The 13668-nt window shown below is 65.3% G+C and carries 14 protein-coding genes; 9 read left to right on the forward strand and 5 right to left on the reverse strand.

Going from position 1 to position 13668, the window contains the following annotated elements; all coding sequences use genetic code 11:
• Positions 1-59 precede the first annotated feature (59 nt).
• The 3 genes from metX (at position 60) to LB572_RS20500 (ending at position 3094) form a co-directional block, all read left to right on the forward strand.
• Positions 60-1229 carry a homoserine O-acetyltransferase MetX gene (metX, locus tag LB572_RS20490; RefSeq protein ID WP_224668972.1) on the forward strand — a complete coding sequence of 390 codons (1170 nt, stop codon included), beginning with the start codon at positions 60-62 and terminating at the stop codon, positions 1227-1229.
• Positions 1230-1287: 58 nt separating this feature from the next.
• Positions 1288-1902: a methionine biosynthesis protein MetW gene (gene metW / locus LB572_RS20495; protein ID WP_224668973.1), complete on the forward strand. Its 615-nt coding sequence runs from the start codon at positions 1288-1290 to the stop codon at positions 1900-1902.
• A 262-nt stretch (positions 1903-2164) separates the two neighbouring features.
• Entirely contained in the window at positions 2165-3094 is a 930-nt protein-coding gene (locus tag LB572_RS20500) for a glycosyltransferase family 2 protein (protein WP_224668974.1), read from the forward strand.
• Between the two features lie 159 nt (positions 3095-3253).
• Here LB572_RS20500 and LB572_RS20505 read toward each other — a convergent pair whose 3' ends face one another.
• A complete protein-coding gene (locus LB572_RS20505) occupies positions 3254-5095 on the reverse strand; it encodes an ABC transporter ATP-binding protein/permease (RefSeq protein ID WP_224668975.1) in 1842 nt (613 codons plus the stop codon).
• 128 nt (positions 5096-5223) lie between these two features.
• Positions 5224-5979 (reverse strand): class I SAM-dependent methyltransferase, encoded by a 756-nt coding sequence (locus LB572_RS20510; protein WP_224668976.1) that lies wholly within the window; start codon positions 5977-5979, stop codon positions 5224-5226.
• Positions 5980-6157: 178 nt separating this feature from the next.
• Between LB572_RS20510 and gloB the strand changes: the two genes are divergently transcribed.
• Together gloB and LB572_RS20520 are read left to right on the forward strand one after the other, a co-directional pair.
• A complete protein-coding gene (gene gloB / locus LB572_RS20515) occupies positions 6158-6925 on the forward strand; it encodes a hydroxyacylglutathione hydrolase (RefSeq protein ID WP_224668977.1) in 768 nt (255 codons plus the stop codon).
• 23 nt (positions 6926-6948) lie between these two features.
• Complete coding sequence (locus LB572_RS20520) at positions 6949-7377, forward strand: cupin domain-containing protein (RefSeq protein WP_224668978.1); 429 nt, start codon at positions 6949-6951, stop codon at positions 7375-7377.
• On the opposite strand, the gene LB572_RS20525 is transcribed toward LB572_RS20520, so the two are convergent.
• Genes LB572_RS20525 through LB572_RS20535 form a run of 3 tightly spaced genes read right to left on the reverse strand, consistent with a single transcriptional unit; the run spans position 7374 to position 9767 of the window.
• Positions 7374-8054: a lysoplasmalogenase gene (locus LB572_RS20525; RefSeq protein ID WP_140803469.1), complete on the reverse strand. Its 681-nt coding sequence runs from the start codon at positions 8052-8054 to the stop codon at positions 7374-7376. The two genes, LB572_RS20520 and LB572_RS20525, sit on opposite strands and share 4 nt — an antisense overlap.
• Positions 8051-8938 (reverse strand): DMT family transporter, encoded by an 888-nt coding sequence (locus tag LB572_RS20530; protein ID WP_140803470.1) that lies wholly within the window; start codon positions 8936-8938, stop codon positions 8051-8053. The genes LB572_RS20525 and LB572_RS20530 overlap by 4 nt, the downstream gene beginning before the upstream one ends.
• Before the next feature lie 34 nt (positions 8939-8972).
• Positions 8973-9767 carry a DUF3108 domain-containing protein gene (locus LB572_RS20535; RefSeq protein ID WP_140803471.1) on the reverse strand — a complete coding sequence of 265 codons (795 nt, stop codon included), beginning with the start codon at positions 9765-9767 and terminating at the stop codon, positions 8973-8975.
• 257 nt (positions 9768-10024) lie between these two features.
• Here LB572_RS20535 and rpmB point away from each other — a divergent pair, with 257 nt between their 5' ends.
• The 4 genes from rpmB (at position 10025) to LB572_RS20555 (ending at position 13651) form a co-directional block, all read left to right on the forward strand.
• Complete coding sequence (rpmB, locus tag LB572_RS20540; protein WP_027167505.1) at positions 10025-10321, forward strand: 50S ribosomal protein L28; 297 nt, start codon at positions 10025-10027, stop codon at positions 10319-10321.
• A 107-nt stretch (positions 10322-10428) separates the two neighbouring features.
• Positions 10429-11109 (forward strand): queuosine precursor transporter, encoded by a 681-nt coding sequence (locus LB572_RS20545; protein ID WP_140803472.1) that lies wholly within the window; start codon positions 10429-10431, stop codon positions 11107-11109.
• Positions 11110-11117: 8 nt separating this feature from the next.
• Positions 11118-11792, forward strand: coding sequence for a hypothetical protein (locus tag LB572_RS20550; RefSeq protein ID WP_224668979.1), 675 nt, complete (start codon positions 11118-11120; stop codon positions 11790-11792).
• 83 nt (positions 11793-11875) lie between these two features.
• Positions 11876-13651 carry a GtrA family protein gene (locus tag LB572_RS20555; RefSeq protein ID WP_224668980.1) on the forward strand — a complete coding sequence of 592 codons (1776 nt, stop codon included), beginning with the start codon at positions 11876-11878 and terminating at the stop codon, positions 13649-13651.
• Positions 13652-13668 lie beyond the last annotated feature (17 nt).

A 13668-nucleotide genomic window follows, 5' to 3' on the forward strand; every position in this document is an offset into this window, starting at 1 on the left:
CCGCTGCCGGCCGGACACCGCATCGGACGAGACCGATGCGGCACAGGATGAGGACGGACATGGCCGCTCAGCGCGCTGCAAGAACCAAGGACGAGGTCGACCATCCGTCGAGCCCGGTGCTGCAGTTCGGCCCGGACAAGCCGCTGAAGCTCGATGCCGGCACTATCCTTTCGCCTTTCCAGATCGCCTACCAGACCTACGGCACGCTCAACGACGCGCGCTCCAACGCCATCCTCGTCTGTCACGCGCTGACTGGCGACCAGCACGTCGCCAACACCAACCCGGTGACCGGCAAGCCGGGCTGGTGGGAGGTGCTGATCGGCCCCGGCAAGATCATCGACACCAACCGTTTCTTCGTCATCTGCTCCAACGTCGTCGGCGGCTGCCTCGGCTCGACCGGCCCGGCCTCGACCAATCCGGCGACTGGCAAGCCGTACGGGCTCGACCTGCCGATCATCACCATCCGCGACATGGTGCGCGCGCAGGCGATGCTCATCGATCATTTCGGCATCGAAAAGCTGTTTTGCGTGCTTGGCGGCTCGATGGGCGGCATGCAGGTGCTGGAATGGGCCGCAAGCTACCCGGAGCGCGTGTTCTGCGCCCTGCCGATCGCCACTGGCGCCCGCCATTCCTCGCAGAACATCGCCTTCCACGAAGTCGGCCGACAGGCCGTCATGGCCGATCCGGACTGGCATGGCGGCAAATATCTCGATTTCGGCAAGCGCCCGGAAAAGGGGCTCGCCGTCGCGCGCATGGCCGCCCACATCACCTACCTTTCGGAAGCAGCGCTCCACCGCAAGTTCGGCCGCAACCTGCAGGACCGCGAGGCGTTGACCTTCGGCTTCGACGCCGATTTCCAGATCGAGAGCTATCTGCGCCACCAGGGCATGACCTTCGTCGACCGCTTCGACGCCAACTCCTACCTCTATCTGACCCGCGCCATGGACTATTTCGACCTTGCCGCCGACCACGGCGGGCGCCTTGCCGACGCTTTCGCCGGCACCAAGACGCGCTTTTGCCTGGTCTCCTTCACCAGCGACTGGCTGTTCCCGACCGAGGAGAGCCGATCGATCGTGCATGCCCTGAACGCCGCGGGCGCTTCCGTCTCCTTCGTCGAGATCGAGACCGATCGCGGCCACGACGCCTTCCTGCTCGACGAGCCGGAGCTGTTCGCGGCCATCAACGGCTTCGTCGCGTCGGCCGCCCGCGCCAGAGGGCTCAGCGCATGACCCCGAAACGCAGCGGGCCTTTCGGACGGGGATCATGCGCCACGCAGGAGGCGACGCCATGACCGTCAATCGCGCCCAGCGTGTCGACCTCGACGTCGTCACCGACCTGATCCCGGCCAATTCGCGCGTCCTCGACGTCGGCTCGGGCGACGGCGTGCTTCTGGAACTCCTGCAGGAGACCAGGCAGGTCGACGGCCGCGGTCTGGAACTGTCGCAGCGCGGCGTCAACGAATGCGTGGCGCGCGGGCTATCGGTTATCCAGGGCGACGCCGACACGGATCTGAAATTCTACGCCGACAAGGGCTTCGACTTCGTCGTGCTGTCGCAGACGCTGCAGGCGACCCGCAACCCGAAGGTCGTGCTCGACGAGCTGCTCAGGATCGGCAACCGCGCCATCGTCTCCTTCCCCAATTTCGGCCATTGGCGCGTGCGCTTTTCACTGCTGGTCAAGGGCAGGATGCCGGTCACCAAGGACCTGCCCTACTCCTGGTACGACACGCCCAACATCCACTTCTGCACCATCCGCGACTTCGTCAACCTGTGCGAGGAACTCGGCGCGACCGTCGAGAAAGCGACCGCGCTCGACGCCAACGGCCAGAAGATCGGCCTGTCGATGCCCTGGTGGTTCTGGAACTTCTTCGGCCAGCAGGCGGTGTTTTTGCTGAGGCGCTGATGCCGCGGAGGCCGAGTTCCACAAGCGTATGGTTCTTGCCGCTGTCCCCTGGCCGGCGGCCCGTCACGCCGGCCGGAACGCCGATGTGTTGCCATCAAACCGCAATGTTGCAGAAAAGCCACCAATTTCGGCATTTCTGGGCCGGCATGGCGTGACACAAGCGGGGCTTTTTTGTAGCGTTTGCCGCAAATCAGAGGTGGGAACGAAGATCGCCATCGGACCCATCCGACAAACACCAGATCCGACCGGCGGTGGCAGCCCGATGTCGAACCAGGACGTTCCGCTGATCTCAGTGATCACGCCGACCCACAACCGGCGTAGCCAGGTCGTGCGCGCGGTGGAAAGCGTTCTGGCGCAGACACTTACCCACTTCGAGCATATCGTGGTCGACGACGGTTCGACCGACGGCACGGCTGCCGCGCTGGCCGAAATTCGCGACCCGAGGCTGATTTACGTCGGCGCCAAATGGCGCGGCGCCAATGCTGCGCGCAATGCGGGCATCGAGCGCGCGCGGGCACCGGTCGTGACGTTTCTTGATTCGGACGATGTCTATCTGCCGGACCGGCTGGAGCGGACGCTGGCGCGCTTCGACGAGAAGCCTTCGCTCGAAGTGCTGATCAGTTCCTTCCTGTCGCTGAAGGGCGGCCGCAGCACCAAATGCATCAATCGCGAAGCCTTCCTCGACAAGGGCACGCTGCAGCGCGCCCTGGTCTCGCAGACCATCTTCATTGCCGGCTCGGCAATCACGGCGAGGCTCGAGTCGTTGCTCGCGATCGGCGGCTACGACAGCGACGTGACGCGCATGCAGGACCGCGAACTGCTGCTGCGCTTTGCCCAACGCAGCGGCGCCTTGCTGTCCGAGGACATCGACTGGAAGAAATACAATTCGGAGAATTCGATCTCCGGCCGCCGCGACGGCTATGTCGAGGCCTACGCCAATCTGATCGACAAGCATCCTTATATCGCCGACCGCTATCCCGACGTTCCGCCTTACATGATCGCGCGGCAGATCATCGCCGATATCCTCAAGGGCAGGTTGCCGCAGGCATTTTCGGGCTACCACGCCAACCGGTCGTCCAAGTCGCTCGGCTACTCGCCGGCCGAACTCTTGCGCGGCTATGTCGTCGGCCGCCGCGGGCGGCGCGACTGCTACGACGAGTTCCGCGCCAAATACGGCGCCCGGGCGATCTGATCGTTTCGTGAGGCGACCGTGACAGAAAGCCGCCCGCGCTTTTCCTGAAATTATCTTAATGCATGTCGCCCAGAAGTGCGCAGCGGTTCTGGGACAACGACATGCATCAAAACAAAGGCTTAAAGCGCGTCGCCTGGATCCGTTTCAGCGCGACGCGCTTTAGGCTTCCGTTGATTCCTTCTTGCGGCGCGCCGCCGGAGGCGGCGGCTCGATCGCCCCTGCCCGAACGCGCGCGGGTTTCAGTGCCTGGGCCCCGGAATCCTTCACGATGTTCAGCGAGCGGGGGAAGAACTGGTTGTTGTGCTGACCGCGCCCGATATTGATGATCGCGGTTTCGGGCAGGCGTTTCTGCAGCATGGCCAGCACGCGCCTTAGGGACGGCCCGTCGAACGCGTCGAGCGCTTCGTCGATGATCACCCATTTCGGCTTGCGCAGGGCGAGCCTGGCGAAAGCCAGCGCCCGTTGTTCGTCATCGCCGAGCTCGCGTTCCCAGCGCCCGGGATGGTCGAGGGCGGCTGCCAGCCGGTCGAGGCCGACCTCGGCGAGCACCGCCTCGATCTCGGCATCGCTGGCCGGAGGCTCGCCATTCGGATGGTCGAGAACCTCGCGCAACGTGCCGGCCGGGAAATAGGGCACGCGCGGCACGAAGATGGGGGTCTCGCCGGCCGGCAGGCCGATCCGGCCGCTCCCCCATGGCCACAGGCCGGCAATGGCGCGGAAGAACAATGTCTTGCCCGCGCCCGGCTCGCCGGTGATCATGACGCGCTCGCCGGAGTGGATTTCGACATCGGTCTGGGCAAGCTTGGTGCAGCCTTCCGGCGAAGACACCTGAAGTTTGTCGAAGGTCAGGCTGCCATTGGCGTTCTCTCCGAATTGGATGCGTTTTTCCGTGTCGTGCAGCGCATCGGTCTCGGTGAGCGCTATGCGGAAGTCCGCCACGCGCATCAGCGTCGCGCGCCAGTCGGCGATGCTGCCGATGTTGTTGATGAACCAGCGCAGCGACGAATGGACCTGGTTGAAGGCGCCGACCGCCATCATCAGCCCGCCGAACGAGATGTCGCCCGAGAAATAGACCGGCGAAGCCACCAGGATGGGCGCCACCACCGTTATCCAGCCATAGGTGTCGGTCACCCAGGACAGGTTGATCTGCGCGGTGAAGATGCGCCGCATGGCGCCCAGCACCGTGCCGAGATCGATTTCGAGCCGCCGCTTGGCATCGGGCTCGCCGTGATAGAGCGCGATCGCGTCGACATTCTCGTTGATCCGCACCATGGAGGAGCGCAGCTCGGCTTCGCGGGTGTAGCGCTCGCTGTTGAGGCTGATCAGCGGACGTCCGACCAGCCAGCTCAGCCAGGAGGCGATGCCGGCATAGATGAACGCGGCCCAGACCATGTAGCCCGGGATCGCCAGTGAATAGCCGCCGACGTGGAACACGAAGCCGGAAGACAGCTCCCACAGAACGCCGATGAAGGAGACAAGCAGGATGAAGGACTGCAGCAGGCCGACTCCGAGATCCGTCGACAGGTCCGACAGGTGAGCCGCATCCTGCTGCATGCGCTGGTCGGGATTGACGCCGATGGCGCCCGCATTGGCCAGCCGGAAGGCACGCGCCGGGCGCATCCATTGATCGATCAGATCAAGCGTCAACGCCTCGCGCAGCCGCAAGCGGATCATCTGATTGAGCCAGGTCTGGCCGATATTGAGCACCAGAAGCCCGCCGGCGATCATCGCGAAGACCATAAGCTGGTGCAGGAAATCAGCCATGTCGCGCCGCGCCAGCGCATCGTAGAAAGGCTGGTTCCAGCGGTTGAGCAGGACCTGTCCGATCGAGGTTGCGATGATGACCGCGACGATGCCGATGGAGACCCAGGCAAGCTGCCTGCGCACCGGCGAGGATTTCAGCCCCTGCTTGATCGTCGCCACCTGGTCGGCGAGGCTGCTCGCCTCGACCGAGACGGCGGCCTTTTTTGGGCCAGGCTTTTTATCGGTCTGGTTGTCCATGAAGGATATTCCTGGTTTCCGCAGCGGTCACGAACGCCGCGCTGGTCGCGCTTGCCTTAGATCACGCTTGCCTCAGATAGGGTGACGATCGCCGAGCGATGCAAGGCGCGGTAGCGATCACGAACGCGTCACTTGGCAGGGCGCGCATGCCGGCCAAGCCGCGTCGCGCCCTGTGGCGAGAAGACCGGCACGAAGACGCGGCGAGAGGCGCGCTGCGCGACCGGCACGCCCTGATAGAGCCGCTTCTGCGCCTCGACGACGATGACGCCGGAAAAGATCGGCCAGAACCGCCGGCCGGCCTTCTCCAGCACGTTGTGGAAGCGCATCATGAAACGCCGTGGCGATGGCGGGAAGAACAGCGCGTCGCTCCACGTCGCCGGGGTGAAATTCGCCTCGCGCAGCAACTCGGTCAGCTGGCCGCGCGAGAACGGCCGGCCATTGCCGAAGGGCGTGTGCTCGAACCGCGCCCAGACGCCGCGCCGGTTGGGCACGACGATGACGACCCTGCCCGCCGGCGACAGCACGCGCCAGATCTCGTTCAGCGTCTCGCGCGGGTTTTCGGCATGTTCGAGCGAGTGCACCAAAAGCACGCGGTCGATACAGGAATCGACCAGCGGCAGCTCCTCGTCGAACACCAGCGCCGTCGCGGTCGGCCCGGCCGCCGGCCACACCACCGCGCCCTGCGTCGCCGGCATGAAGGCAAAGACCCGCTCGGCATCGGCGCCGAAGCGTTCCAGCCATGGCAGCGTATAGCCGAGGCCGACCAGCCGTTCGTTGGGAACGGTTGCCCATATGGACGACAGCGCCATGGTGATCGAACGCTCGGCAAGGCGCCCGAGCGTGGTCGAGTAGAAGGAACGCAGGTCGACGATATCCGAATGCATGCGCGGGACGGTAGCCGCGACGGGGCCCAAGTTCAACAAAGGCGGAAAGTTCGACAAAGGCGCCAGGTCCGACAAACCAGACAAACCAGGATGACATCGGCGGTCGGCCGCCCTATGTCTGCGACATGACATCGGCGGTCGGCCGCCCTATGTCTGCGACGACGAATGGAGACATGCGATGCCGGTCGAAATCGAGCAGTTCATGTGCCGCACCGACAATTTCGGCGTGCTGGTCCATGATCCCAAAAGCGGGCAGACGGCGATCATCGACGCGCCGGAAGAGGCGCCGATCCTGGCGGCGGTCAAGCGCACCGGCTGGACGCCGACATTGATCCTCACCACGCACCACCATGCCGACCATGTCGAAGCCAATCTGGCGCTGAAGGAACGCTTCAAGTTGCGCATCCTCGGCCCGGAAGCCGAGAAGGCGAAGATCCCCGGCATCGATGAGACGGTGAAACAGGGCTCGGTCGTGCGCGTTGGCGAGGAAAGGATCGAGGTCATCGAGACGCCCGGCCACACCGCCGGCCACATCTCCTACCACCTGCCGGCCTCGAAGGTGGCTTTCACCGCCGACACGCTGTTTGCGCTGGGTTGCGGCCGCCTGTTCGAATGCAAGCCGCCGGTCATGTATGAATCGCTGAAGAAGCTGGCGGCGCTGCCGGCGGAAACCGCCATCTATTGCGGCCACGAATACACTTTGGCCAATGCCCGCTTCGCGGTGACGGTCGATCCGGCCAACCCGGTTCTGAAGCAGCGCGCGGCAAGGATCGAGGCGCTGCGCGCCGACAACAAGCCGACGCTGCCGACCACCATCGGCGAGGAATTGTCGACCAACCCGTTCCTGCGCTGGCATGACCCGGCGATCCGCAAGCATCTTGGCATGGAGAAAGCCTCGGACGCCGAGGTGTTCGCCGAGATCCGCAAGCGCAAGGACAATTTCTGATAGCATCAAGATAAAGGATGCGAATGACCACCAGCGCCGCCGAGATTATCGCAACGCTAGGCCTTCGCCCGCATCCCGAAGGTGGCTGGTACGCCGAGACCTTTCGCGATGCCGCGGGCGGCCCGCGCGGTCATTCGACCGCGATCTACTTCCTGCTCGAGCAGGGCCAGCTGTCAGCCTGGCATCGGGTGAAAGACGCGGCCGAGGTCTGGCACTTTTATGCCGGCGCGCCGCTAGCGCTGTCGATGCATGGGGAAGGCGCAGGCGCGGTCATCGAGCAGGTGCTGGGCGCCGCGCTTGCCGCGGGCGAACGGCCGCAGATCGTGGTGCCCGCCGGCTGGTGGCAGTCGGCGCGCAGCCTCGGCGAATGGACGCTGGTCGGCTGCACCGTGGCGCCGGGCTTCGATTTCGCCGCCTTCGAGTTGGCCGAGCCGGGCTGGCAGCCGTCCTAACCGGCTATGCCCAACAAAAATCCGAGCGTGATCGCCAGTTGGGCGGCGTAGTAAAGCACCCAGACCGTGTAGCGCATCCACAGGCGATGCGGCGAGATCGCCGCGAGCAGGAAGCGCTCGGTCGCCAGCAGCCCGTCCGAGGCGATGAACAGCACCGCGCCGGCGATCACCCAGGGATAGTTCGTCGTGAGCGCCGAAATGCCCATTGCGAGGATCGCCGCGACATAGACGGCGACCGGAGCGCGCAGTTGCGGGCCGACGCGGCGCCAGAGCGCGGCAAGCATGACGATGCTGAACGCGGCCATGGCGAGCGCGAGCGCGCCCCGCCAGGATTCGGCGCTCAACAGGCCGAGCCCGCCGCCCGCCTGTAAAAACAGCGCGACATAGGCGATGTGGCCGGCGAAAAAGCTCGCCAGTCCCCCGAGAAAGGCCTTTTCGCCGTCGCGCGACAGGAAGGCGTCGCCGACGGCGCTCAAGCCCAGCGCCGCCACGAGCAGCAGCGGACCGCCTTGCATGGCGGCGAGCACGGCCAGCAGGGCGACCGCAAGCGTCTTTGCCGCCGTGCGCGTCCATTTCGGCGGCATGTCCAGCGCAAAGGCGTAGATCACGGCCGCGACGAACGAGAACAAAAGCGTTGCGTTGGCGTTGGCCTCGACGCCGCCGGGGAAAGGCATCATGCGTTGGCCTCTTTTGCCGCCGGCTTGCGCATCAGCAGCGACTTCGCCGCCAGAGCGGCGCCGCCGGTGATGAGCACGCAGGCGGCGAGGATGCGCAGCGACGGCTCGGCGACGCCGGCGGCGATCAGCACCAGCGTCGACAACAGCGGCGCGGCATAGCTCGCGGCGCCCAGCACCTGGATGTTGCCGCGCTTGACGCCGATGTCCCAGGCATAGAAGGCCGCGCCCACCGGCATCAGGCCGAGCCCGACGACGGCCAGCCACTGGCCAGGGCCGTTCGGCAGCACCGTCTTCTCAAGCAGAAGATGGCAGGCCAGCGAAAGCACCGACGTCGCCGCGCAGAACCAGGTGACGATCGAGGTCGGCACCGACGGGAAGCGCCGCGACAGGAGCGAGTAGGACGACCACAGAAGCGCGCAGACGGCGGCCATGGCGTAGCCGAAGGCGTAACGCGCGTCGAAGGCGAGTGCGCCGCCCTTAGTGACGATCAGGAACGTACCGGCAAGGCCGAGCAGCGCGCCGACGACATGGTTCCAGGCAAGCCGCTCGCCCGGCATCAGCGCCGAGCCGAGCACGATCAGCAGCGGCCACAGATAGGCGATCAGGCTCGCCTCGACCGCCGGCGCGTTGCGCAGCGCCGTGAAGTAGAAGAAGTGGTAGCCGAACAGGCCGGCAATGCCGATCACCCAGACTTGGCGAGGGATTTTCTGGCTCCTGTCGGGAGCCGGCATCACCAATCGCGCCGCGAGACCAACGCAGGTGCCGATGGCGAAGGTGATGGCCGACAGCAGGAACGGCGGCACCTGGCCCGAGGCATCGGTTAGCAGCGCCAGCAGCGCCCACATGGCGACCGCCGAGAACCCGATCAGTGTTGCGCGCGCCATGCCTGCCCCCCGACGGCGCGCGGCGGCGCCTGACCTAATTTACCGCTTCGAACCGTCCCGCGCTGATGGTCAGCGGACCGATCTGGGTCCCGACCGTGGCGCGGATCGGCGCATATACGCCGGATTGGCCGACCGGTGCAAACGTCACCAGCATGCGGCTCTTGTTCTTGAGGAAATTCAGCGCTTTGCGGCCCTTGCGATAGCCCGCGACCGGTTCGAAGCCCATCTTGCAGGTCACCGTGTCGCCCTTGTAGCCGGGCACGGAGATCGAGCCCTTGGACGCATAGGTCAAGGTCAGGTCGGCGCGCATCTCGCCGTCATAGAATTTGACCGTGCGTCCGCAGACCTTGTCCAGGCTGTCGGCATGGATGACGGTCGCCGCCATCGGATCGAGCACCGATTTCAGGTCGCTGTCGCCGAGCGGCACCCAGCTCTTGGGATCGCGCTTCTTCGGCGCGGGAACGACCTGCGTGGAGGTGACCGCGCCGTTGTTGAAGCGGATGTCGACCATCGAGGCCTTCTTGCCGGACGTATAATCTGCCCTGAACACCCGCGGCGTCATCCGCTTGTCGGAAATGGTGCCCTTCGACGAAATCGTGCCTTTCGTGTCGTCGAAGAGCTTGCCGAGGCCGGCGGCCGAGACGGTGCCGTCGATGGCATAGTTGTCGCCTTCGTAGCGGCTGGAAAAGGTCGCCCTGGCGATCGAAAGGCCGAGATAGGACACCGTGTATTCGCCCTTGAAGGACTGCGGTGCAGTGGCGGCGAAGCTTGTTGCCGGCACGGCAAGGGCAAGCAGGCTGGCGAGTGCATGATGAGATGGACGGAGCATGGCGGCTGGAGAATCCCTGACGGTTCGGCCGGAACGCAGGGGCTCCAGCCTGGCATATCCCTTCGCGAAGGGCTTATAGTGTGAAATCCGGCCTTTATATGGAACGTGGCTGACGGCTGGCGACGTGCCGGAGCTTGACGCAGTGGTGAAATGCCACTATGGAACGCCAACTTTTCCAAAGGCCGCCTGACCGAGACCGCGCGCCGCCCGGCGCGGGCAGTATGGTTTGGCAGGTTTAGAAACTGAAGGTTAGACAAATGTCCCGCACCTGCGAACTCACTGCCAAGGCAGTCCAGACTGGCAACAATGTGAGCCACGCCAACAACAAGACCAAGCGTCGCTTCCTGCCGAACCTGGTCAATGTGACGCTGATTTCCGAAGCGCTGAACCAGAACGTTCGCCTGCGCATTTCGGCCAACGCGCTGCGTTCGGTCGAGCACCGCGGTGGCCTCGACGCCTTCCTGGCCAAGGCCGACGTCAAGGAACTGTCGCAGCGCGCGCGCCTGCTCAAGAAGCAGATCGCCAAGAAGCTTGCCGAGCAGCCGGCCGCTTAAAGCAGCTTTCAGGCGACGACCGCCTCGGGCACCGGCCTTGCCGGCGCTCGGAATAAGAGCGAGCGTCGGCAAGACGCTCGGCTGGTTCCATTACCCAGGATAAAAAAATGAACTTCCTGATGCGATATCTGCCCTTCGTGGCCGCCATGGCGCTCGTCGTCGTGGCCTCAAACATCCTTGTCCAGTTCCCGATGCAAGGCCAGGTCGGCGGCCTGGCGCTCGCCGACGTGCTGACCTGGGGCGCCTTCACCTATCCTTTCTCCTTCCTGGTCACCGACCTCGCCAACCGCCGCTACGGCCCCGCCGTGGCGCGCAAGGTAGTGTTCGTCGGCTTCATGACGGCGGTGATCTGCTCGATCCTGGTCCCGCCCTTCCTGTTCCGTCACGGATTGATCGAATTCGAGACCGCGGCCGACCGGCTGGTGCGCATCGCGGCCGCTTCAGGCGCCGCCTTCCTTACCGCGCAATTGCTCGACGTCACCGTCTTCAACCGGCTGCGCCGGCAGAGCTGGTGGCGCGCGCCGATCGTCGGCACGCTGGTCGGCTCGGTGTTCGACACCGTCGTCTTCTTCGGCGTCGCCTTCTCCGCCGCCTTCGCCTTTGCCGGCCCCAATGACAGCTTCGCGCTGGAGACAGCGCCGCTGATGGGCGTGCTGCCGGTCGAGACGATGCGTTGGGTGTCCTGGGCGCTCGGCGACCTTTCGGTCAAGCTGATCATCGCCGTCGTGGCGCTGATCCCCTACCGGCTGCTCGCCGCCCGCTGGAGCCAGCCGGCGGTCGCGGTGTAGGCCAGACCGTGATTCCCTGGATTCAGCTTGATTCAGCTCGCACGCCCCATGGCGGCCAGGAACTTCGCCTGAAGCAGCGCGGCACCGAGTTCTCGATCATGCTCGGCACCAACGAGCTGATGAACAGCCGCCTCAGCGGCTCCGAGGAAGCGCTCGCCAGGCTTTCCTGCGAGCGGATCGCTGGCCGCAAGCGGCCGAGGCTGCTCATCGGCGGGCTCGGCATGGGCTTCACCTTGCGCGCCGCCCTCGCCGCGCTCGATGGCGATGCTGCCGTCACCGTTGCCGAACTGGTTCCCGCGGTCGTCGCCTGGGCGCGTGGACCGATGGCGAAAATCTTCGACGGCTGCCTCGACGATCCTCGCGTCACCATTCTCGAGGCCGATGTCGGCCAACTGATAAGGCCGGAGAATGCCGCCTGGGACGCCATCCTGCTCGACGTCGACAATGGTCCTGAAGGCATCGTCTACAAGGGCAATGATACGCTCTATGACGCGGCCGGGCTGGCCGCCGCACGCGCCGCATTGAAGCCGGGTGGCGTTCTGGCGATCTGGTCGCAGGGGCCCGACAGCCGTTTCACCCGGCGGTTGAAACAGGCCGGCTTCGCGGTCGAGGAGATCAACACGCGGGCCAACGGCAAGCGCGGCGCCCGCCATGTGATCTGGATCGCAGCCAGAACGCCGTAATCCGGATTGCTGCCGCCGCTTTACGCTTTGTTACGGCCGATGGTGCAGGATCGCGAAAACTCTCAAGGGCATTGCGAACCAGCATGACCGTGCCAGGCACTGGTTGGAAAAACGATCTCCTGCTTGCGTTATGCGCCACGCTGGTGGTGCTGACGATCAACGCGGTTTCCGGCTTCCCCACCCTGACGAACTACGGCGCCGACAATGACAGCATGCTGCGGCTGGTCGAGGTCCGCGACCTGCTCGGCGGCCAAAGCTGGCTCGACCTCCATCAATACAGGATGGGCACCTCCGGCGGCTTTGTCATGCACTGGTCGCGGCTGGTGGACACGCCGCTCGCGCTGATCATCATGGCCTTCGATGCGCTGGGCGCCAGTCGCGCGACCGCCGAACGCGCCGCGCAGATCATCTGGCCGACCTTGCTTTACGGGCTGACCATATTCGTGCTGATGCGCGCCTCGCAGCGCTTCGCCGGCACGAATGTCGCGATGCCGGCGGTCATCCTGTCGACAGCGGGCCTTTTCTTCCTGGTGATCTACAGCCCGGGCGTGATCGATCACCACAATGTCCAGCTGCTGCTGACGGCGGCCGGCCTCTGGCTGCTGATGGAAGCGCCCTCCTGGCGGCCGGCTGCCCTTCTGTCGGGCATTTGCGCCGGCCTGACGCTGGCTGTCGGCATGGAGACCGCTCCATATGTGGCGGTGCTCGGCATCTGTGCCGCCGTCCTGTTCATCCTCGACGACAAGGAGTGCGCCACGGCACGAGGCTTCGGCCTCGGATTTGCCGGCATCGCCTCGCTGGTCTTCGTGGCGACCATCCGGCCGGCCGACTGGGGCGTGGCCCAATGCGACGCCTTCTCGTCCTTCCAGTTTGCCGTCGCAGCACTTTCCGGCTTCGGCCTCGCGATTGCCGCTACCTTGACCGCATCGACGGCACGGGCGCGGCTCTTTTCAATGCTGGTGCTGGCGGCGGTGGTCGCGGTCGCCACGGTCGTGTTCTTCCCGCAATGCCTGGCATCGCCCTATGCGGGCATGGACGAGCGTATCCGCACCTATTGGCTGGCCGACGTGGTCGAAGCGCAGCCCTTCTGGAGCGTCGCCATCCACCAGCCCAAGCTGATGGCGGCGCGCTATGTGACGCCCTTCATCGCGATCCTGCTGATCGGCTTTCAACTGCGAACCCGCCGCCTGCGCCGCGAGGAGACACTCGCCGCCATCCTGCTCGTCGTCGCCTTCGGCGTCAGCCTCTGGCAGGTGCGCGGCTCGACCTTCTCCGTCGCCTTCGCCGTATTGCCGCTCTCGGCCTGGATCGCGAAAATCCGCCTGCGGGCGGACGCCGCGCCGTCATGGCGCCTTTCCGCCGGCATCGTCATAGCGTGGCTGGTCTCGCTCAACGCGACCTGGGCCGGGGTCGCGGTGGCGGCGCAGTCCGTGGTCCAGAAGGCGCCGCAGCGGATCAATTCCGATCCCGACCATGCCGTGACCTGCGGCAACCCGGTCGACTTCCACGATCTTGCCGCCATGCCGGCGACGACGGTGCTCGCTTCGTCCAATCTCGGCTCGGGAATATTGATGTTCACCGGGCACCGGGCGCTGGCCGGCCCTTACCACCGCAATATCGGCGGCAATTTGGCCATGCTCGACGCGTTCATGGGAACGCCGGATGCCGCCCGCGCCGTCATCGAGCGCGAGCATGTCGGACTGATCGCGATCTGCCGCGGCAACACCGAAGAGATATCGCTGGCACAGGATGCGCCAAAGGGCCTTGCCGCGGCGTTGCTGCGAGGCGACCTGCCGGCATGGCTCGAACTGGACCAGTCTACGGCGGGGAAGCCGATCGAGATTTATAAGGTTCGTTGAATATCGGCCTGCGGCCA

Origin of the sequence: Mesorhizobium sp. BH1-1-5, from assembly GCF_020165615.1 — a bacterium.
Lineage (GTDB): Bacteria > Pseudomonadota > Alphaproteobacteria > Rhizobiales > Rhizobiaceae > Mesorhizobium.